General features: G+C 58.5%; 18 protein-coding genes. 9 read left to right on the top strand and 9 right to left on the bottom strand.

The features are described from left to right. Positions 1-94 precede the first annotated feature (94 nt). Complete coding sequence (atpE, locus tag H9S92_RS03415) at positions 95-289, bottom strand: ATP synthase F0 subunit C (protein ID WP_187465316.1); 195 nt, start codon at positions 287-289, stop codon at positions 95-97. 83 nt (positions 290-372) lie between these two features. Next, the gene (gene atpB, locus H9S92_RS03410) at positions 373-1,662 is read right to left on the bottom strand and encodes a F0F1 ATP synthase subunit A (RefSeq protein WP_187465315.1); all 1,290 of its coding nucleotides are present in this window, start codon (positions 1,660-1,662) and stop codon (positions 373-375) included. 494 nt (positions 1,663-2,156) lie between these two features. On the opposite strand from atpB, the gene H9S92_RS03405 reads away from it, so the two are divergent. The 7 genes from H9S92_RS03405 (at position 2,157) to H9S92_RS03375 (ending at position 7,664) form a co-directional block, all read left to right on the top strand. Then, entirely contained in the window at positions 2,157-2,870 is a 714-nt protein-coding gene (locus H9S92_RS03405) for an SDR family oxidoreductase (protein ID WP_187465314.1), read from the top strand. Positions 2,871-3,114: 244 nt separating this feature from the next. Continuing rightward, positions 3,115-3,729, top strand: coding sequence for a nucleotide exchange factor GrpE (locus H9S92_RS03400; protein WP_187465313.1), 615 nt, complete (start codon positions 3,115-3,117; stop codon positions 3,727-3,729). 149 nt (positions 3,730-3,878) lie between these two features. Further along, on the top strand, positions 3,879-5,030 hold the full coding sequence (gene dnaJ, locus H9S92_RS03395) for a molecular chaperone DnaJ (RefSeq protein ID WP_187465312.1): 1,152 nt from the start codon (positions 3,879-3,881) through the stop codon (positions 5,028-5,030). A 36-nt stretch (positions 5,031-5,066) separates the two neighbouring features. Next, the gene (locus H9S92_RS03390; RefSeq protein WP_187465311.1) at positions 5,067-5,534 is read left to right on the top strand and encodes a gliding motility lipoprotein GldH; all 468 of its coding nucleotides are present in this window, start codon (positions 5,067-5,069) and stop codon (positions 5,532-5,534) included. Positions 5,535-5,584: 50 nt separating this feature from the next. Further along, positions 5,585-5,881 (top strand): SCP2 sterol-binding domain-containing protein, encoded by a 297-nt coding sequence (locus tag H9S92_RS03385; RefSeq protein ID WP_187465310.1) that lies wholly within the window; start codon positions 5,585-5,587, stop codon positions 5,879-5,881. Positions 5,882-6,032: 151 nt separating this feature from the next. After that, on the top strand, positions 6,033-6,569 hold the full coding sequence (locus H9S92_RS03380) for an ExbD/TolR family protein (RefSeq protein ID WP_187465309.1): 537 nt from the start codon (positions 6,033-6,035) through the stop codon (positions 6,567-6,569). A 282-nt stretch (positions 6,570-6,851) separates the two neighbouring features. Further along, positions 6,852-7,664 carry a C1 family peptidase gene (locus tag H9S92_RS03375; RefSeq protein ID WP_187465308.1) on the top strand — a complete coding sequence of 271 codons (813 nt, stop codon included), beginning with the start codon at positions 6,852-6,854 and terminating at the stop codon, positions 7,662-7,664. A 562-nt stretch (positions 7,665-8,226) separates the two neighbouring features. Here the strand turns inward: H9S92_RS03375 and H9S92_RS03370 are convergent. The 5 genes from H9S92_RS03370 to H9S92_RS03350 form a co-directional block, all read right to left on the bottom strand. Then, positions 8,227-8,619, bottom strand: a complete 393-nt coding sequence (locus H9S92_RS03370) for a hypothetical protein (protein WP_187465307.1) — start codon at positions 8,617-8,619, stop codon at positions 8,227-8,229. A 13-nt stretch (positions 8,620-8,632) separates the two neighbouring features. Continuing rightward, on the bottom strand, positions 8,633-9,562 hold the full coding sequence (gene queG, locus H9S92_RS03365; protein WP_187465320.1) for a tRNA epoxyqueuosine(34) reductase QueG: 930 nt from the start codon (positions 9,560-9,562) through the stop codon (positions 8,633-8,635). A 122-nt stretch (positions 9,563-9,684) separates the two neighbouring features. Next, on the bottom strand, positions 9,685-10,911 hold the full coding sequence (gene porK / locus H9S92_RS03360; RefSeq protein WP_187465306.1) for a T9SS ring complex lipoprotein PorK/GldK: 1,227 nt from the start codon (positions 10,909-10,911) through the stop codon (positions 9,685-9,687). Between the two features lie 337 nt (positions 10,912-11,248). Further along, entirely contained in the window at positions 11,249-12,220 is a 972-nt protein-coding gene (locus tag H9S92_RS03355; RefSeq protein WP_187465305.1) for a PorP/SprF family type IX secretion system membrane protein, read from the bottom strand. A 22-nt stretch (positions 12,221-12,242) separates the two neighbouring features. Next, positions 12,243-14,306, bottom strand: a complete 2,064-nt coding sequence (locus H9S92_RS03350; RefSeq protein ID WP_187465304.1) for a thioredoxin domain-containing protein — start codon at positions 14,304-14,306, stop codon at positions 12,243-12,245. 179 nt (positions 14,307-14,485) lie between these two features. Between H9S92_RS03350 and H9S92_RS03345 the strand changes: the two genes are divergently transcribed. Beyond that, complete coding sequence (locus H9S92_RS03345) at positions 14,486-15,715, top strand: ABC transporter permease (protein ID WP_187465303.1); 1,230 nt, start codon at positions 14,486-14,488, stop codon at positions 15,713-15,715. Positions 15,716-15,890: 175 nt separating this feature from the next. Here the strand turns inward: H9S92_RS03345 and H9S92_RS03340 are convergent, their stop codons facing one another. Then, positions 15,891-16,901, bottom strand: a complete 1,011-nt coding sequence (locus H9S92_RS03340; protein WP_187465302.1) for a DUF4249 domain-containing protein — start codon at positions 16,899-16,901, stop codon at positions 15,891-15,893. Between the two features lie 351 nt (positions 16,902-17,252). Further along, positions 17,253-19,070, bottom strand: coding sequence for an excinuclease ABC subunit UvrC (uvrC, locus tag H9S92_RS03335; protein WP_187465301.1), 1,818 nt, complete (start codon positions 19,068-19,070; stop codon positions 17,253-17,255). A gap of 776 nt (positions 19,071-19,846) precedes the next feature. Between uvrC and tnpC the strand changes: the two genes are divergently transcribed. Beyond that, on the top strand, positions 19,847-21,281 hold a 1,435-nt coding region (gene tnpC, locus H9S92_RS03330; protein WP_187465294.1), incomplete at its 3' end, for an IS66 family transposase.

Raw genomic sequence — 21,281 nt, 5'->3', positions numbered from 1 at the left:
CAAAAAAGCTAAAAATTGGCACCGAAACCGCCGCCAAGCGCGGTGCGGGTTCGGTGCCGTTGTGGTTGTATCGCGGATCAAAGCCCGCCACGCATTAACCGGCGATGAGGCCGACTACGATGGCGAACAGTGCGGCACCCTCTACGAGGGCGGCGGTGATGATCATGGCGGTACGGATGTCACCGGCGGCTTCGGGCTGGCGGGCGATAGCCTCAGTGGACTTCGCGCCAATCATTCCTACACCAATACCGGCACCGAGTGCCGCGATACCTGCTCCAATAGCTCCCATTATGATGGAATTTAAGCGATGAAAAAAGAGATTATTCGTCAAGGGCCAGCGGACGGAAAAGCCAACCAGGCCAAGTTTATTTTTTAGTGTTGGTGTTTCACGGCGGCTGCGTAGCCGTGGGCCTCCTCTTCGTCGTGGTGCTCGTGCCCGTGGTGTTCGTGGTCTTCCACCGCCGCGCCGATGTAGCTGGCCGCCAGAATGGAGAAGATGAACGCCTGCAGGAAGGCCACCAGCAACTCAATCAGGTTCATGAAGGCCGTGAAGGCCGTGCCAACAACCGCGCCCATGCCCGCGCCTGCCACGCTTTCCCCGTTGTTGCCGAAGAGGAAAATCAGGCCGATGAGGCTCAGGATGATGATGTGCCCCGCCGCAATGTTGGCGAAAAGACGAATCATCAAAGAGAAAGGCTTAATGATCAGGCCCAGCAATTCTACCGGCGTGAGGATGATGAGTACCCACTTCGGTACGCCCGGCATGGCAAAGATGTGGCCCCAGTAGTGGCGGTTGCCGTTCAGGTTGGTCACCAGAAACACCAGGAAGGCCAGGCACAGCGTCACGGCAATGTTGCCCGTAACGTTGGCACTGCCGGGGAAGATGGGGATGAGCCCGAAAAGATTGCAGAAAAGAATGAAGAAGAACAAAGACATGATGAAGGGCTGGAAGCGCTCGTAGTGCTTTTCGCCAATCATGGGGCGGGTAACCTCATCGCGGATGAACACAAAGAGAGGCTCCAGCAGGCTCTGCAGGCCACTGGGGGCTTTGCCTTCGTTCTTTTCGTAAGAGCGCCGTACGCTGCCCCACACCAACACCAGCAGGAAAGCCGCCAGCAGCATGGTGAAGACGTTCTTGGTAATGCTGAAATCGTAGAAGCTGGTGATGCCACCGCCTACCAGGCCACCGTCGAGGGTGGATGGTTGCTCCAGTTCGTACTCCTGGCCATTGTAGGAAAGCAAACCCAGGTCGCGCTCCTTGCCATCCACTTCGTGGGAAGACATGTGTACGGCGTGCTCGCCCAGGTCGACGTGGCCCGTGGGGAAAGACCGGTCGACCACGCGGTTGACCCGGCCGTGGTTCAGGACGTAGCCATCAACGGCCGTCTCGCCGTGGTGAAACATGCTGCTCAGGCCAAAGGTAAAGCCCTGGTCGGGCGCGTACAGGATAATGGGCAGGGGAATGGAAACGTGGCCCCACAGGTGGAATTCGTTGGCGTCGGAGATGTGCCCCATGATGGTCGTCACCGGGTCGTAGGTGGCTTCTTCACCGTGGGCACCGCTGTCTTGCTCCGTAGGTTCGGGCTGTTCGCCGCTGGCAAAAACGCCGGTGGTGGTCAGGCCGAAAATCAACAAAAACAGTAGGCGCATGGTCAGTTTCATACCTGGCATTTTTTGGGTCTTCCCCAATTGAGCCGCAAAGGTAAGCTGCCCGTAGTTATTATACTAGTTACCTTCCGCCTTTTTCCGCAGAGACCTCCACCGGGGCCCGGGCGCAAAAAAAAGCCAGCCGCCCCGGAGATTTCCGGAGCGGCTGGCGCAATGGTATTTACTAGACACACCAAAATTCATTCGTCCGTTCCGACGTAAGGGTGCGCAAAAGGTCACATCTTTTTTTTGCTGCGCAGTAAATCATGCCGGGCGCGGCCGCAGGTGCCCGCCAGGTCCATGCAAATAGCGATGGAGGTCGGGGCCGGCTGGGGCCTGGACGGCTTTCCCTGGTCTCCCCCACCCTGCCGGAGCCTCGCCTTGCTCCTTGTCCTGACTCCCCCCTTCGGGGGGCAGGGGGGGAGCACCTGCGGCCGCGCCATCCATATAATAAGGAGGGGAAAAGTGCTGCGGTAAAACCCAGTTGCCTCCCCGTGCGTTACCGCCCCATGAATCTAGCTTACCATACTGCCTACATCACCGGCGGCACCAAAGGCATCGGATACGGCGTCGCTGAGGCCATCCTGCAGTCCGGCGGCAACGCCATCATCACCAGCCGTTCGGCCGCCGCCGCCGAAGCCGCTGCCGACAAACTCAACGCCGGCGGCCACTCCGGCAAAGCCCTGGGCGTAGAGGCCGACGTGCGCGATGCCGCCAGCCAGCGCCGGGCCATCGCCGCCGGCGTCGAAGCCTTCGGTGGAGTCGATATCGTCATTGCCAACGCCGGCGTCGGGCACTTTGCCGCCATCCAGGACCTCAGCGCCGAAGACTGGCAGGAGACCATCGACATCAACCTCACCGGGGTTTTCCACACCGTCCAGGCCAGCCTCCCCGAGCTCATTCGCAACGAAGGTTACCTCATCACCATCTCCAGCCTGGCCGGCACCAATTTCTTCGCCAAGGGCTCGGCCTACAACGCCTCCAAGTTCGGCCTCGTCGGCTTTACCCAGGCGGTGATGCTCGACGTGCGCGACCACGGCGTCAAGGTTTCGACCATCATGCCCGGCAGCGTCGCCACCCACTTCAACGGACACACGCCCAGCGCCGAAGACGATTGGAAAATCCAACCGGAAGACATCGGCCAACTCGTCGTCGATCTCCTCCGGATGCCCGCCCGGACCCTGCCCAGTAAAGTAGAGGTGCGGCCGAGTAAGACGAAGTAAATTTTCTTGGTGGGGCAGCCGGACGGGACGTCCGGAACCGGGAAACTCCAAGTAACTCTAGGTTAAACTCCAGGAGCATAAAATACTGCGAAGCAAAACTCCAGGGGCTAAAGCTACCGGACGGGACGTCCGGAGCCGGGATGTCACATCGGCGGAAGGTGTCATTCCTTCCTGACAAAGTGACCTCACCGTTTTGTGGCCCTACATTTGCAGCCCTCCCTGCGCAATGAAAAACTTCTTCAGCATGTCTAAAAAGAAAGACAACGAACAACCAATTGTAGACGACGAGCTATTGGAAACCTCCGGAGCCGAGCCCGCCGAGCATACCCTGGGCGACGCCATCGAAGAAGAATTGGAGGCCCTGCGGGACAGCGACGACGCTCCCGATGGCGAAGCCACGACGGATGCGGCCAGCACCATTGCCCGCCTGGAAGACCAGATTGCCGAAAAAGACGATCGTCACCTGCGCCTTTACGCCGAGTTTGAAAACTACAAGCGCCGCAGCCAGCGCGAGAAACTCGACCTGATGGAAACGGCCGGCCGCAAAACGATGCTTGCCCTCCTGCCGGTGCTCGACGATCTGGCGCGGGCCCAGCAGCAGGCCGCCACGACTTCCGAAGGACAGGAGCAGTGGGACGGTGGCGTAGGCCTCATCGTCAAAAAACTCCTCAAAACCCTCGAAGGACAGGGCCTCAAGCCCATGGAAAGCACGGGAGAAGCCTTTAACGCCGACCTCCACGAGGCCATCACCGAAGTACCCAACCCGGAAATGGCGGGCAAGGTAGTCGATACCGTAGAACGGGGCTACCTCCTTAACGGCAAAATCATTCGCCACGCTAAAGTCGTGGTCGGGAAGTAAATTTATCGGGACCGTCGATTGGTCTTTCCCGTAATCGCCCCCACGGCCACGGGAAATTCCAGCGCCGGGCGTAAACCTTCCTCCTCCACCGGGAGGACCAGCAAACGCCCGCCTGCTGCAGCCCATCTACCGGACCAATCACCAGCAATATGGCAAAACGCGATTATTACGAAATACTCGGTGTTGGCAAGAATGCCGACGAAGGTGCGCTCAAAAAAGCCTACCGTAAACTGGCCATGCAGTACCACCCCGACCGCAACCCGGACGATAAGGTGGCCGAAGAAAAGTTTAAGGAAGCGGCCGAGGCCTACGACGTTTTGAGTGACCCCCAGAAAAAGGCGCGCTACGACCAGTACGGTCACGCTGGCCTCGACCAGCAGGCCGGTGGCTTCGGCGGGGGACGGGGCATGACGATGGACGACATCATGTCTCAGTTCAGCGACATCTTCGGCGGGGCCGGGGGTGGCGGTGACTTTTTTGGTGGCGGCGCCCGGCGGCAGACCCGCGGCGAACGGGGCTCCAACCTGCGCATCAAGGTTACCCTGACGCTGGAAGAAGTGGCCACGGGCGTAACGAAACGCATCAAGGTCAAGCGCCAGAAGCAGTGCGAAGTTTGCGACGGCAGTGGTGCCAAGGACGCCAGCAGCGTATCCACCTGTAAGACCTGCGGCGGTGCCGGGGTAGTACGGCAAGTACGCTCCACCTTCCTCGGGCAAATGGCCACCACCACCACCTGCCCCACCTGTTCGGGTACGGGCACGACCATCAAAGCCAACTGCAACAACTGCAAAGGCGAAGGACGGGAGTACGGTGAAGATACCATTGAGGTCAACATCCCAGCCGGGGTCGAAGAAGGCCAGCAACTCAGCATGCGCGGCAAGGGCAACGCGGGCCGCCGCGGTGGTCCGGCCGGCGACTTACTCATCAACATCGAAGAGAAACCCCACGAATTCCTGCAACGCGACGGGCAAAAACTCATCTTCGATCTCTACCTCAACTTTGCCGACGCCGCACTGGGCACCTCCGTGGAAGTACCCACCATTTCCGGCCGGGTAAAAGTGAAAATCCCCGCCGGCACCCAGGCCGGGAAAATCTTCCGCCTGCGCGGCAAAGGCCTGCCCGCCCTGCAGGGCTACGATACGGGAGACCAACTCATCCACGTCAACCTCTGGACCCCGAAAAACCTTACCAAAGAGGAAACCGAACTGCTGGTGCGGATGCGGGAGATGGACAATTTCAAGCCTCAGCAAGAGAAGGGGGAAAAAGGCTTCTTCGAGCGGATGAAGGAATACTTTAGTTAAGTACCCGAACGGCGTCATTTTCCCCAACACTCTGCCATGGCCAAGAACGTGATTTTACTCCTCTGCGGAATAGCCCTGGCCTGCGTTTCTTGTGGGCCAACGACCATCTACGAAGCGCGCACGGAGCTGGCAGCGGATGGATGGAGTTACGCCGATAGTGTCCGCTTTGCCTTCACCGTGGAGGATACCGCGCAGGCTTACCGCCTCGTCCTGACGGTACAACACGCCGAAGACTTTGCCCACCAGAATTTTTACGTGCGCCTGCACACGGGCTTCCCTTCCGGCGTCAGGACTACGGAACAGCTCAGCCTTCAGCTGGCGGGCGACTTCGGGGCCTGGCTCGGCAACTGCTCCGGCGGAAACTGCACCCTGGAGATCCCCATCCTGCCCCAGGCCCGCTTCACCGCCCCCGGCCCCTACACGCTGACCGTGGAGCAGTTCAGCCGGGAAAATCCCCTGCCAGGCGTGGGGGCCATCTCCCTGGCCGTAACGCACGCAGAATAAGACTTATCTAAACAGCGAATTTTCGCTACCTTGTCCCAAAATACTTCATCATGACTTTCGAGCAATTTCACGAAGGCGTCGTCAAGGCCGCCGAAAAAGCCCCCAACCTCGGCAAAAGCCTTAAACTGGACCTCGGCGAAGGAATCATCCACATCGATATGCACCAGGAGCCCGCCATCGTCACCACCGAAGACAAAGAGGCCGACACCACGGTGACCACTACCCTGGACACCCTACAGGAACTCCGCAGCGGAAAGCTCAATCCCATGATGGCCATGATGGGTGGAAAAATCAAGATCAAAGGAGACATGGGCCTGGCGATGCAACTCCAGGGATTGCTCAGCTGATCCCGGCCGAACTCTGGTACCTAAGCGCCACGCGGACTTCACTCCGGGTGGCGCTTTCTTTTCCGGCTGTTTGGTAGGGAAATTTCTTCGTCCCCGTGCCCGCCATTCATCCGGTCGGCGCGCATCTAACGGGCCTACCAAACAATTTAACATGTCTGATAAAAAGACGCGTCGGGACGCCCCCGCCGTGAATGCCGGTGCTATGGCCGACATCGCCTTTCTGCTCCTTGTCTTCTTTCTAGTTACCACTACCATCGCCGAAGACCAGGGCGTGTTGGTCCGCCTGCCGGTGTGGGTGGAGGAGGAGCTCGTCGAGACTCCCCTCAGCGATAAAAATGTGCTCACCGTTTTAGTAAACGCCTCCGACGAGCTGATGGTGGAAAATCAGCGGAGCAGCGTTGGGAAGTTGCCCAATCTGTTGCGCGAGCACGTCATCTCTCCCGCACGCACGCCCCAGCAGGCCGTCGTCAGCCTTACCCACGACCGCAGTACGAGCTATTCGACTTACCTGGCCGTCTACGATGCCCTCAAGGCGGGCTACCAGGAAATGTGGAATGAGGTCGCCAGCCGTCGTTTCGGTGCCACATACCACCAGCTCACCCAGGCCCAACAGTTTAGCGTCCGTCAGGAAATCCCCATGATCATCTCCGAAGCGGAACCGGTGGACCACGGACTGGCCCTGGAGTGAAGCAAACTTGCCTACCGCCCCACCCGGGACAGTGCTTAGTCCCTCTTCGTGTTCTTAGTGGTTCAAAAAACGAGCGAAGCTCCCATCCTAAAGCCTTAGTCCCTCTTCGCGTTCTTAGTGGTTCAAAAAGGAGGGCGCAGCTGTCCCAAAAAAGGTGCGCAGCAGCCCAACGCCAGTCACTCATTAAACTAAAACCCCCGTTCCATAAACCGCCTCACTGGCACAAACGAAAGGGCCGGAAAAAAGCGTTGAAGGACTGTCCAGCTGTAAACCAGATAATCCATGCGTTTTTTCCTTCCCCTGCTCCTTATTGCCCTTGCCTGCACCTGCGTTCGCGCCCAGCAACCCGCAGCCGCTTACGGTACCGCCCGCAGCCCCGCCGTTAGCCTGGGCGTGGCGGATGCCCAGGTGCTCGACCAGCTGATGTTCTACATCCCCGGTGTCGGGAGCCCCTCGCGCGAGGACCTGGTGCGGCAGAACATCAAGAGCTACATGATGCCCATTCGCCAGGCCCCCGGCCAGCAGCTGGAATGGGCTTACAGCCTGGCCAGCGCCGTAGAATACTACCAAAACCTGAACAGCAACTACAAGGACAACCTCAGCCCCGACTACATCACGCTCAACATTGCCGCCCAGGGCAAGCAGCCCACCATTGAGGATGGCCTGCGCCTGCTCATCCAGCAAGGGACCGTCTCGGCCTCGATCATGCCCTTCGGCAGCAGCAGCATCCCCGGCGCGGTGTACTCCGTGCCAAAGTTTACCATCGCCAACTTCGGCTACCTTTTTCAGCCCGAAATGCGGGCGCGCAACCGGGTGTTTGAAGTCCGCAAAGCCCTCAGCCGCGGCAATCCAGTCATTGTAGAGTTGCTGACGGACGCGAGCTTCACCGGCCTGCAAACCAATAGTTACACGCCCGGTGCGGAAACCGCCGAAACCCATTACCTCACGGTGGTGGGCTACGATTCCGAGGCCGAAACCTTTGAGCTCCGCGGCCTCTACGGCCGGCACTGGGCCGATGCGGGCTACGTGCGCATCAGCTTCGATGACTTTGGCCTGTTGGCCCAGCGGGGGTTTGTGCTCATCCCCAAGCTTTAAAGGAAGGACTAAAGCTCTAAAGTATTGATTTTCATTTGCTTATTAGCCCTCTCCCCCAGCCCCTCTCCATGGGAGAGGGGTGACCTTCTCTAGTCTTTATTCTGGTTTGAGGGAAAAATTTTCAGTATCCGAAGCGTAGGAGGCGTACACTACTCCCCCGGACCGCAATAAAATCTCAAATTACTGGAAATCAATCTCTTATACAGTACAATCACGGCTCATGGGTCATCCCTCTCCTCTGGAGAGGGACCGAGGGAGAGGGATTCACAATCAATTGAAAATCAACACTGTATACAGTAAAATCACGGCTCACAGGTCATCCCTCTCCTCTGGAGAGGGACCGAGGGAGAGGGATTGACAATCAATTGAAAATCAACACTGTATACAGTACAATCACGGCTCATGGGTCATCCCTCTCCTCTGGAGAGGGACCGAGGGAGAGGGATTCACAATCAACTGAAAATCAATAACTGCAACAAAAAGAAGCATCCATCAAGAAAGCCATGGACCTAATGCTCACACTGTAGTTACCTAAATTCATAGCCCATCACTTTTTGAACGGCTAATCCGCCAGCAAGTCTAGCTCAGCCGGATGGCCGAGGCGTTCCAATGCCTGCCGCAGGCTATCGGCGCCCGCCGCGCCGCTCAGGCGCACGTCGTAGACGAAGCGGTCCACCCCCGGCTGTAATAACCACGGAAGGCGCGCCACCAGTGCAGCGGGCGTCTCCCCGGGATAGCCGCTCACGAGTACCCGGTAACCCTCTTTTTCCAGCTTCGCCCGGTAATTGCCCAGTGCACCCGCCGCCCACTGCGTACTATCGGTCAGCAGCACCAGCGGCCGGGGGGGGAGCGGCGCAGCGGCGGCAGCGGGAGGGGATGGCGCGCACGCAGGTGCCAGGAACGGGATAAGGAGCAAGGGCAGGCCCGCCCAGCCACCCCGCCAGGCGGAAGGCATTCCACGGAAAGTTTCAGTCTTCAAGAAAATCGATGTTGCGGCGCAGGCCCGTGAATTTAGTCCGCTTGACGGCCGATTTCTGGAAGACGCGCTGGAATACCTCCTCGGTCATCTCCCGCATTTCCCGGGGGCTCAGGGCGGGCAAGTCAGGGTGAGGCGCAAAAGCCGGCTCGGCGTGCGGGGTGCTGAAGCGGTTCCAGGGGCACACCTCCTGGCAGATGTCGCAGCCAAAAGCCCAGCCCTCCATGCGTCCGGCAAATTCGGCCGGGATGGCCTCGCGCAGTTCAATGGTGAGGTAACTGATGCACTTGCTGCCGTCCAGCAGATAACCCTCGGGGCTGATGGCCTCCGTCGGGCAGGCGTCGATGCAGGCCGTGCAAGTGCCGCAGTAGTCTTTGATCTGGGTATCGGGAGCCAGGTCGAGGTCGGAGATCAACTCGGCCAGGAAGAAGTAACTGCCGGCCCGGGGATTGATCAGCAGGGTGTTTTTGCCCGTCCACCCCACCCCGGCGCGTTTGGCCCAGTCGCGTTCCAGCACGGGGGCGGAATCGACGAACACCCGCCCATCGATGGCCGCCCCGAGGCTTTCTTCCAGGCGATGGAAGAGGGTGCGGAGTTTATCGCGGACCACCCGGTGATAGTCTTCGCCGTAAGCGTAGCGGCTGATTTTGGGGGCTTCGCGGCTCAGGCTGTCGTCAGCCGGGAAATAGTTGTAGAGCAGAGAAACGACGGACTTGGCCCCGGGCACCAACTTGGTAGGGTCGGTGCGTAACTCGAAATGGTTTTCCATCCAGTGCATCGCACCGTGGCGGCCCTGCCGGAGCCAGGCTTCCAGGCGGCGTGCCTCTTCGTCCATCCGCTCCGCCCGGGCAATACCTACGAAGGCAAAGCCCAGTTCGTGGGCGATGTTTTTGACCAGTGTGGCACGTTGGGAGGGAAGGATAAGCCGTTGACTTTGGTGAAGCGCAAATTTACAGTTGAACCAACCAAGCAAAAACGGTCGTCCGCCCCCAATTGGACGAACGACCGTTTAAAATTTCTCCGGAGGGAGCGTCGGGTCAGGACTTAGAAGTCGTTGATGGAACGACCGGTGTAGCTCATTACGTTGCGGAAACCGACGTAAGACTTGGTCGTGTCCTGGTATTCGTAGGTACGCGTACCACACTGGAGGTAGAAGCTGATGTCTTTCCAGCTGCCGCCGCGGATGACTTTGCGCTTCATGGCCTCGGGATCGTCGTCCTTGGCGTTGTAGCGAATGTCGGGGTTGAGGTCGTGGATGAAGGAATTGGCATTTTCGTAGAATGCGGTAATTGTCCACTCGGCGACGTTGCCGGCCATGTTGTAGAGGCCGTAATCGTTGGGGTAGTAAGCATCGGCGGCTACGGTGTAGGTGCCACCGTCGTCGGGGTAGTTGCCACGGCCGGGTTTGAAGTTGGCCAGAAGACATCCTTTGGCGTTGCGGGCGTAAGGACCACCCCAGGGGTAGGGCGCGTGCTCTTTGCCACCGCGGGCTGCGTACTCAAATTCGTACTCCGTAGGGAGGCGGAATTCTTCGATGAGCGTTTCATTGTACTGGTTCCAGAGGGTCGTCCGCCAGTAGCTGAAGGCGCGGGCCATGTGCCAGTCGATGCCCACGATGGGGTAATCGTCGTAAGCGGGGTGGGAGAAGTAGCTGCGGGCCATGGGCTCGTTGTAGCTGTAGGCGAAGTCGCGCACCCACACCAGCGTATCGGGGTAGATGTTGATGGTCTTCTCTTCGATGTAGCGGTTCATGCCCTGGTGGGCTTCGCCACGGGGACGGGCTTTGGAAGCTTCGCCCCAGTCCACCGTCTTGTAGGTGTACTCGTAGAGGCTGGTATTGACCTGCCGCTTACCGGCAAAGGTCTCGTCGAGCCACAAGTCAGCCAGGGTCTCGTCTTCGTAGTCGATCTCCAGGTCCCAGTCAATGGCACCACTTTCGGTAAAGTCACCGAGCATATCGTGGGCGATGGAGTCGCGCACCCAGTCGATGAACTGACGGTATTCGTTGTTGGTGATTTCGGTATCGTCCATGAAAAAGCCATTGATGGTGATGGCTTTGGGGCGTTGGATGAACGTACCGGTAATGTCCTGATCGCTGTTTCCAACGTGGGCAGTTCCGGGGGGTACGTAGACCATACCGTAGGGTTGGACACCTTTCCAGTCGGGGCGGTCGAGCGAGCCGACGAGTTCACCGGTTTCGCGGCTGCCGCAGCTGGAAAATATTAGGGCCAGTAGGGATGCGGCCAGGATGGGGTTGACGAAATTCTTCATTAAAAGACCCGAGTTTTTCCTCTAGATTTCAAAAAGCGATACAAAGATAGAAGAGTTATGGAGGGTACACAACTTTCCGCTGGGATCAGAAAGTTTTTAACATGTTTCCCGGCTTCTTCGAGAGCGAAACGCACGTACCTGACGGCTTAGTATCAATTGTGTGAGCCAAACCAACTTTTAACAGATTTTAGTACTCGCGGCAAAGGGAAGCAGCGAATGTGAGAAGGCGTGACCTCCGTAGGCAGCAGCGTAGCTGATGGCTGATAGAGACTTTCTTCCTTTCCCCCCTTTACTCCTTTCCACCTTTACTCCTTTCCCCCTTTATTCCCTTCCCCCTTTACTCCTTCGCCCGGGGGTAGTAAATGATGGGGGGTGGGATGCCAGCGCCGATGCGTTGCCGGAGGTTGTACTTGACCACAATTTCGTGGCTGCCACTTTCTACCGTGCGGAGTTCGGAGAGCGTGACGTCGTAGGCATAGGCCACGCTGAGTTTTTCACTCAGGTTGAAGCCACCCATGATGACTACGGCATCGGTAGTCGCGGCGCTGTGCCCCCGGTAGGCGGCCCCGAGGTAGAGGTTTTCGTTGTAGCGCAGGTTGGCCCCGGCGCTGATCTGTAGTTGGGTGCCGTCGCTGATGCCGTAGGCCATGGGCAGGATTTCCCAGTCGCTCAGCAGGTCGAAGCGGGCCCGCAGGTAGGCGTGGTACTGCCGCTCCAGGCTGTAGTCGAAGCCCGGAAAAGCAATCACCGGTCCGTTGAGGTTGCGGGCCGAGACGCCGCCCTCCAGGTTTTCGGAGAGGTAATAAATTCCCGCACCCAGGGCCAGGGCGCTGCTGTTGACGGGCCCGGTGGGCAACAAATCATCGTTGTGGATGATGGTATTGGGGTCTTCGTAAATTCCTTCCGGTGTGCGGAGGGCTCCCCCGTCCAGATTAAGTTGCAGCATCCGCGCCGAGAGGCCTACGGACCATACAGATTGCCCCCGCACCAGTTGGTAATTATAGGATGCCCCAAAGCTGTTGAGTTGCCGGGCTCCGAGCGCGTCCCTTTCCACCTCCACCCCAAAGCCACTGCTGAGGTAGTAGATGGGCAGGTGGGCGGAGAAACGCTGCCCAACGGGTTGACCTTCCAGACTCGCCCACTGCGTCCGGTAAGCTCCCGTCAGGCTCAGACTGTTGTCCAGGCCCGCGTAGGCGGGGTTGAACTGCACGGGATCGAGCCAGGGCATGCTGTAGCGGGAAAGCTGCTGTGCGGCCGCAGCGTAGCCCAGCGCCAGAAGGATCGTCAGGAAAAGTAAACGCTGCTGCATGGAAGGGGCGGTTGGAGGGAAATCAATCGAGTTGCCGCAGTGCTTCGGCTACGGTGGTAACGGGTAAACGGCACGCCTGGTTTTCGCAGACGTAAAACCGCAATTCGTTGGGAAGGTAACGGTTTACGAAGGGAGTGAGGTCTTCGCGCGGCGTTTCGGAGGCCAGGATCATGAGTCCCGGTCGGTAGCGCGACAGGAATTGGCGGGCGGCGGCCACCGCACCCGGGCCGGTGATGATGAGTTCGCGGTTGGCTGCCCCGTGCTGGAGGGCGGCGTAGGCCCAGCCCCCGAAGCTGCCGGGGTATTTCTCCAGACTACCGGCCAGGGCGGCGAGCATGGCTTCGGCCCGGTTCAGATAAGTCGCATCGTCGGTCATTCGCGCCAGGCGGAGCAGGCTGCGCATGATTTGCCCGTTGCCGCTGGGCAGGGCATTGTCGAAGAGGTCAACGGAGGCCACCGGCAACTCGCTGCCGTCCGGAGGCCGGAGGTAAAACATGGGTCCTTCCGGCGTGGAGAAGTGCCGGAGGACGTGGTCGACCATTGCCTTAGCCCCCTGCACTGCACCTGCGGCCGCGCCAAAAACGTAGGCGAGGTCAAAGGTCACGTCGTGGAGGTCGAGCGCCGCTTCGGCCAGGGCGGCGTAATCGTCCAGGAACGCCGCCGCGCCCAGTTGCCCGGTGGTAAAGTTGCGGTGCCACCGTCCGTCGCGGTAAAGCAGCTCGTGGAGCGCGTTCCAGAGGCCCGTGGCCAGCTCCAGATACTGCTCCTGGCCGGTGGCGCGGTAGCACCAGGTCCAGCCCGAAATGAGCAGGGCGTTCCATTGCAGGATGACTTTGTCGTCTTCGCAGGGGTGGATGCGTTGCGTAAAGCGGTGCTCGTGGAGCAGGGTGCGGGCGCTGGCCAGTTGGGCGTCGGCCACGTCGATTGGCACACCCAGTTTGGCAGCCACGGCGGCCAGGCTATCGGGCCGGTAGGGGATGTTGGCAGCGGCTTCTTCCCAGTTGCCCGCGGCGGTGAGGCCGTAAAATTCCGCGACGAGTTCGTGCTGATCGGGTGGCAGGAGGGCCTTGATTTCGTCGAGGTCCCAGAGATAATATTTTCCTTCCACGCCTTCGCTGTCGGCGTCGAGGGCGGCGCGGTAGCCGCCGTCGGGCAGGCGCATTTCCCGCTCCAGCCAGGCGGTCGTTTCGGCGATGGCTTCCGCAAAACGGGGGTTGGGCCGGGTGAGCTGGAGCTTAGCGAGCAGGCGCAGCAGCAGGGCGTTGTCGTAGAGCATCTTCTCGAAGTGGGGCACCCGCCAGGCGGCGTCGACGGTGTAGCGGCTGAATCCGCCGCCGAGTTGGTCGTAAATACCTCCGTCGAGCATCGCCAAGGCCCCGTGGGCGGCCAGATGCTGGTCGCTGGGCGCACCGTGCAGCACGCCGTTGAGGAGCAGGACTTCCAAAGATTGGCTGCCGGGGAATTTGGGGGCACCCCCGAAACCGCCGTAGCGCTGGTCGTAGGTGCCCCGCAATTTTTCCAACATGGTTTCGCGCCAGGCCCGGTGGTCTTCGGCGGTGGGTTCGAGGCGCAGGAGTTGTTGGTCGCCGCGGCGGATGCGCTCGGTCAGGCGGGCGGCCTGGGATTCGAGCTGGGGGCGGTCTTCGCGGTAAAGTTTGCTGAGGTGCTCCAGCAGTTCGGGCCAGGCCGGGCGGTTGAATTTGCTCACTGGCGGGTAGTAGGTGCCGGCGTAAAAGGGGCGGCCATCGGGCAGCAAAAAGGCGTTGAGGGGCCACCCACCGCTGCCGCTTACGGCCTGGCAGGCTTCCATGTAGATCTGGTCGACGTCCGGGCGCTCCTCCCGATCCACCTTGATGCACACAAAATTCTCGTTCATTAGGGCCGCAATGGCCTCATCCTCAAAGCTTTCCCGTTCCATGACGTGGCACCAGTGACAGGTACTGTAGCCGATGCTTACCAGGATGGGCTTGTCTTCTTCCCGCGCCCGCCGGAGGGCCGCTTCCCCCCAGGGATGCCAGTGCACGGGGTTGTGGGCGTGCTGCAGGAGGTAAGGACTGGATTGGTAGCGGAGGAGGTTCTCGGACACGGAAAGCAGGTATTTATGGCGCGGTCGCAGGTGCAGGGCGCTGGGACAAGGAGCAACGTCAGGAAGCCGTGCATGGTTGGCTTCCGGGCGCTCGTCTGTCCGCTACCGTCGTCGGTAGAAAAAGCAGGGCGGAGCGGTGGCCGGGTGCTACTTTGGTGCCCCACCCAACACTTCCGGCTATGTTCCGCGCCTTTACCGAGTCATTCCAGCGTCTCCGCAGCAATTTCTTCCAAACTTTTCTTTCCGTTCTGGGGGTCATCATCGGCGTGGGGGCGCTGGTGGCGATGCTTTCTATGATCGACGGATTGGAGGCTTACGCCCGGGAAACAATCGCGGCCCGCACTTCACTGGAAAACCTCTTTGTTTCCAGCAAGCTCGGGGAGCAAGTCGATGGCATTTACGTTCCACGCGATACGGTGGCCGTGCTCGACGAGGCCGTGGCTGCGGAACTGCTCGACTCCCTCCCCTACCCCGCCCGGGTCCAGTTGCAGTTCAGCGTACCGACGCTGGGTTACGGGCCAGACAGCGCCCGCCTGGGCATTTACTGCAGCGCCATCGGCCTGCCCCTTCTGACGCCGCCGGCGGAGGATTTCCTGCTCCACGGCCGCTTCCTGGCGGGGGAAGATGCCGCCGGGGCCGCCAGGGTAGCCCTGGTCAATGATCAACTGGCCCGCCGCCTCCTGGCCCCGACGGATTCCCTTGAAGTTGCCCTGGGGCGGCAAGTCTACCTCTTCGGTGATTCCCTGTCCATCGTCGGGATCTTTGCTGCGGAGAAAGGAGATTCCAACCTGGCATTGGCCACCACGCTGCCGTCTTTGCGGGGCTTGCAGGATCCACCGGCCATTTATCCCGAGCTGATGCTGGCCCTGGAGAATGTCCACCACGTTCTCGATGCCCAGCGTTTTACCGATGGCTGGATGGCCCGGCGCTTTAAAAACATTCCGGAAGCCACCGAAACGCGTACCTACTCCGGCTACCTCAAGGAACTGGAAAAAGGCATGCTGGTCTTCCGCCTGGTGATGGGCTTCCTGATCGGGATTGCCGTGGTAGTAGGCGGCGTGGGCGTGATGAACGTCTTGCTGATGTCCATTGCCGAGCGGACGCCCGAGATTGGGATTCGGAAGGCCGTGGGGGCCAACCGGGGCAACATCGTGCGGGAGTTTCTGGCTGAGAGCGTTGCCATCTCCGCCATCGGCTGTTTTTTCGGCGTGCTCCTGGGGATGGGCGTGGCGCTACTTGCCGCTCCGGTACTGAACTATTTTATGGAGGAAGTGCAGTTCCGCGCCATTTTTTCGCTTCGGACGATGCTGATCGTCTGCGTGGTTGCCTTGCTCATCGGCATCATTTTCGGTACCTACCCGGCCCGGAAAGCGGCGGGCCTGGATCCGGTGGTGGCGATTCAGCGCTAGTGGGCCAACCTGCAAGTCCTGTTACACCCAAGTCTGGCCAGCGCGGCGCTGAACTGCCCAGTCGAAAGCCGCCCATAGCTTTGGCTATGAACGATTTTCGCCTGCTTGTTCCGCACCACGCTGCCGTCGACTTAGAGTAACGATACTTACAGTTTGGCCCAGTAGGCAGCGAGAACTACAGGAAACCCAGCTCGCGGGTGTGGATGCCGTTGCGAAGGCTATCGCGGCTGGCGTCGTCAAAGTCAATGCCTTCCTTCAGGGAGGTCGTATTGCTGGTGACCAGGCCGATGCCGCCGATGAGGTTGGTGTAGCGCGGGAGACTCTGGGAGCTGGTCAGTCCGGAATTGGCGTTGGAAAGGTTGCGCAGGTCGAGCACTTCCTGCCCTGCGGCGGAGACCTGCACATCGAAGCTGAGGAAGCGGCGAATGACCTGGGCGTCAGGCTCAAGGCTGTTTCCAATGAAGCGGTAGAAACCTTCTTTATCGACTTCAAAGCGGACAGAGTTCCCCGATTCCTGGTCCATTGACGGTACGAAGGCGGGGTTGACGGTCCAGGTCAAAGCAATGTCGCGGTTGCGGCTGGGGTTGGAGGGGTAGATTTCCCGGACTTTGAAGATGACGCGCACGTCGTAGATGCGGGCGTTGTCTCCTTTGTTCCAGCTCATCACCAGGGGGCTGCGGTAGTCGTCAAGCCGCACCAGGTCACCGGGGCGGAGGATCTCGATGGGGCGGAGCATGACGGTTTCGGCCGTTGCGGTGGGCTGGCCGGGGCGCTCGATGCTGAGCACTACGCGATCGGCGGGGTTGAGCTGGATTTCGCTGTCGGGTACGGTGTAGAGTACGTTGGGGCTGGTGGCAAAAACGCCGTCGGCGCGGTTCAGGGAAAACTGTTCGCCGTTGACCCGTTCCAGTTCCACTTCCTGCTGGGTGCGCAGGTTGCGCAGGAGCACCGTCGCTTCGTTGGGTGCGTAGAAGATGGAGTCGGCGATGGCTGCATTTTCGGTGGCATTGCCGCCGGATTCGAGGAATGCCTTCTGGACCCGGACAAAGTGGCGGGCGTCGGCTGCGTTCAGGTAGGCGTAGGCCACCGGAATGTCTTGGTAGTCCCCTTCGAGGGTAAAATCATCGCGGCAGGAAGCCAGCGACAACAAAAGCAACAGGGCCAGGAGGGGAAGCGGTAATTTCATGGGGTCGATGATGGTTTCGGGCGGCAAAGATAGTTTGTGCTTGGTCGGGAATTCGTCGTCGGCCTTGCAGTCGTGTGGCTGTGGAATTTTGGCGGTTGTTCGCCGGGGCTTCGACCCAACACTCCCGGCCGAGGGTGTGCCGTAAATTTCCGGATGAGGGTGTCTCCAACCGAACACTCCCGGACGAGACGTCCGGAGCCGAAACTCTTCCAGCTGAGGGTTTCCCCACTCAAAACACGAACATTCGGGTGGGAACACCCTCAACCGGGCCTTCGCATGTACCGAAAACCGATATTCATGTTGAAGGAAATCACCTTCCAGGAGTTAGGATGCTTTGGCACGGGCAGCTTCCTATTCCTTGATCGCGTTTTTGCGGCGGAAGTGTTCCAGGATTTTTTTGGCTACGCTCAGGTTGGTGACTTCGGCGATTTCGGAAGCGAGGGCTTCGGAGACTTTTTTGGGACTGCCGAAGTGGGCCAGCAGTTTTTGCACCGTCTTTTCGCCGATGCCGGGGATTTCGTGGAGTTCGGTGCCGACCATAGCGATGCTGCGGCGGTTGCGGTGGTGGCGCAGGGCAAAGCGGTGGCTTTCGTCCCGGCACTGCTGGATGAGGCGCAGGGACTCCGATTTTTTGTTGATGTGGAGGGGGACGGAATCGTCGGGGAAATAAATTTCCTCGAGGCGTTTGGCGATACCTACCACGGTCATTTTACCGCGCAGGCCGAGCAGGTCGATGGATTCCATGGCGTGGCTGAGCTGGCCCTTGCCGCCGTCGATGATGACGAGCTGGGGCAGCGGTTCTCCCTCGTCCAGCAAACGGCGGTAGCGGCGGTGGACGACTTCCTTCATGCTGGCGAAGTCGTCGGGGCCCTCCACGGTTTTGATGTTGAAGTGACGGTAGTCTTTCTTGCTGGGCTTGGCGTTTTTGAAAACGACGCAGCTGGAAGTAGGGTTGGTTCCCTGGATGTTGGAGTTGTCGAAACACTCGATATGCATGGGGAGCTGGTCCATTTGGAGGTCCGCTTGCAAAGTGCGCAGGATGCGTTCGGCGGGCGTTTGCCGGTTGGTGTTGCTGATGCGCTGTTTTTTGCGCTGCAGCAGCATGTACTTGGCGTTCTTGATGCTGAGGTCGAGCAGCTTGCGTTTGTCGCCGATTTTGGGGAGGACGATTTCTGCTTCCACGCCGGGCAGTTCGAGGGGCTCGTCAATGATGATTTCCGGGGCGATGCTGTTGAAGCGGGTGCGGAGTTCGGGGATGGCGTAGGAAAGGAGGCTTTCGGCGTCGTCGTCGAGGTTCATCGTAATTTCCTGGGTGTGGGTATGGATGATGGCCCCGTTGACAATTTTGATGTAGTTGAGGTAGGCCTCTTTTTCGTCCATGGCCAGCCCGAAGACGTCGACGTCGCGGATGGAAGTAGAGACGATGGTTGATTTGCTCTGGTAGTTCTCGAAGGAAGTGAGCTTTTCCTTGATGTGCTGGGCGCGTTCAAACTCCATCTCGCCGGCCAGGCGCTCCATTTCGCTTTGGAAGTGGCGCTTGACTTCCCCGAAATTGCCCTTCAGGATGTTTTTGACCTGGTCGATTTTGGCGTTGTATTCTCCTTCGTTTTCTTCGCCGACGCAGGGACCCTGGCAGTTTTTGATGTGGTATTCCAGGCAGACTTTGAACTTGCCTGCTTCGATGTCGGCCTGGTTGAGGTTGAGGTTACAGGTACGCAGGGGGAAGAGTTCCTTGATCAGGTCGAGGATGATCTTAAGCTGGCCTTTGCTGGTGTAGGGTCCGAAGTAGTAGCCGCCGTCGCGCTCAACCGTGCGGGTGATGTAAACCCGCGGGAAACGTTCTTTTTTGATGCAGATGTAGCTGTAGTTCTTATCGTCTTTGAGGTCGACATTGTAGCGGGGCTGGTGGGTTTTGATCAGGGCGTTTTCCAGCAGGAGCGCGTCGGCTTCGGAGTTGACGATGGTGAACTCCAGGCGGGCGGCGTTTTTGACCATCACGCGGGTGCGGTTCAGGCGGTCTTTGCGCTCGCCGAAGTAGCTGGCTACGCGGTTGCGCAGGGTCTTGGCCTTGCCCACGTAAATGATGGTCCCATTGGCGTCGATGAAACGGTAGACGCCCGGTTCTTTGGGGACGGTGTCGGCGATTTTCTTGTAGTCTTCGGTGGTCATTGGTCTTGGGGAACAAGGTAACCAACAAATCGTTTGATGGGGGGATTTTTATTGTGGTGAGGTCCAGACGTTTTACGTCGCAGGGGGACTTGGCTTACGCACGAGGTGAGTGGTGCAGGGGAGGATTGCAGTCGACGTAAAACGTCTCCACCTCACGCCGAGGTCCAGACGTTTTACGTCGCAGGGGGACTTGGTTTACGCACGAGGTGAGTGGTGCAGGGGAGGATTGCAGTCGACGTAAAACGTCTCCACCTCACGGTGAGGTCCAGACGTTTTACGTCGCAGGGTGGCTTGGTTTATGCACGAGGTAAGATATGCAGGGGAGGATTACAGTTGACGTGCAACGTCTCCACCTCACGGGAAACGTCTCCACCTCACGATAGGTAGAACTACCTGTTCCGCCCCGGAAATCTCCGTGTTTTGCCCGCCCTTGCGGTGTTTTTCGTGCGTTGGAGACGGATATTTGGCTGCGCCAAGTATTTACTTGGCCCGCTATTGGACAACTCGAGATCCCGCCAAACTCCGGTCTGGCGTCGCTGCCGGGCACCTCCAATAAAGTTCTAACACTATGGACAACAGTTTTTTATTTTGAAGTAGGTTAATTCGATCCCCGGAGGCCGTTTTTTTTGCCTCCGGGGATTTTTGTGGCAAGGGGGACTTTGGGGGATGAAACTGGCAGGACTCGTTAACCGGGGGCACTCGGGCTATTGGTAGATTTGCTGTAACTATTCAGGGTACAAAACGCTAGAATTCCAGGATTAGTAGTACTTTTCGGCATGACTTTCGCAAAACTTAAGGCTGAAGTTGATAATCTCCGCCCGGCGCTTAGTGCTGAGGGCTTGATGCTTGTGGACTTATTCATGCCATTCTGCGAAGCTCAGCAAGCGACGATAAAGAAGCTTGAAGATAAGTTAGCGGTTACTAGTGGCAATAGTTCCAAGCCGCCAAGCAAGGATGACTTCAAGCCTACTAAGGCAAGGTCTCTACGGGAAAAGTCGGGCAAAAATCCCGGCGGTCAATCGGGGCACAAAGGAAGCAAGAGCCGCCTGATCGACAATCCCGACGAGATTATCCCCTACACGATCACCGCGTGCCCGGGCTGCGGATCTAACTTATCAGGAGTATCTCCGGATGGTTTTATTCGCAAGCAGGTGGAAGATATTCCACCGCTAAAAACGATTGTTACCGAGCACAGGATTGAAATCAAGACCTGCCCATGCTGTGCCATCCAATGGCAGGCAGCTGGTTGCCCGGAAGATATCAAGCACGAATTCCAGTACGGCCCCAGAGTCAAAGCGATCAGTGTCTATCTATCAGCTTTTCAATTCATACCTGCTTTTCGGACCAAGCAGTTACTGAAGGTTTTTGGCGTAAACTTGAGTACCGGAACGCTGGACAACTTTCGCAAGAGTGCTGCACGCCAATTACCGGAGTTTCTGGAGACGTTACGCTTTTCCATAATAGCATCCCTGTGCGGCTTTTTTGACGAGACGGGTATGAAGGTCAAAGGTATCGGACACTGGGTACATGTGGCGGCAACGGAATTGTTCAGTTTGTTCATGATTCATCCCAAGAGAGGACGTGAAGCACATGATGAGATGGATGTGCTCACTTGGTTTGAAGGAATCCTGCACCGGGATGACTATCACTCTTATCATGCCTATCCCCAAGCCACTCACTCCTTATGTGTTGCCCATCTGCTACGTGACCTTATCTATGCTATTGATCGGGATAAACAGGGAGAATGGGCCGATCCCTTCATCAAACTTTTGCTCCAAGTAAAGCGACAAAAAGTCGAATCCTCCACCAGTGTCGTTGATCGCCGATGGCAGGGCCGCCACCGAAAAAAATACCGCGAGCTCCTTGCGATCGGGCTGAAGCAAAATCCTCCGGCCGTTAAAGAGGACGGGAGTACGCGCGGGCGAACAGCTCAAACCAAAACGGTGAACCTACTGCTGCGACTAAGAGACAATGAAGACGAAGTGTTACGTTTTATGACGCATGCATTGGCTCAGTTTGATAATAATCAGGCGGAAAGGGATCTGCGCATGAATAAGGTCCGTCAAAAAGTATCTGGAGGCTTCCGTTCGCTGGTCGCCGCCCAGGAATTTATGGACATTCGCTCCTTTGTTGCTACTGCAATAAAGCGGCAGGCGGACCCGGTAGAAGAACTCGTTAACCTCTTCACTCCGGGAAATTGTGACTATATGA

The sequence above is a fragment of the Neolewinella lacunae genome (genome assembly GCF_014349155.1).
GTDB classification, from domain to species: Bacteria; Bacteroidota; Bacteroidia; order Chitinophagales; family Saprospiraceae; genus Neolewinella; species Neolewinella lacunae.
The sequence above is the reverse complement of the archived record's forward strand: the minus strand, read 5'-3'. Positions and strand labels throughout refer to the sequence as shown.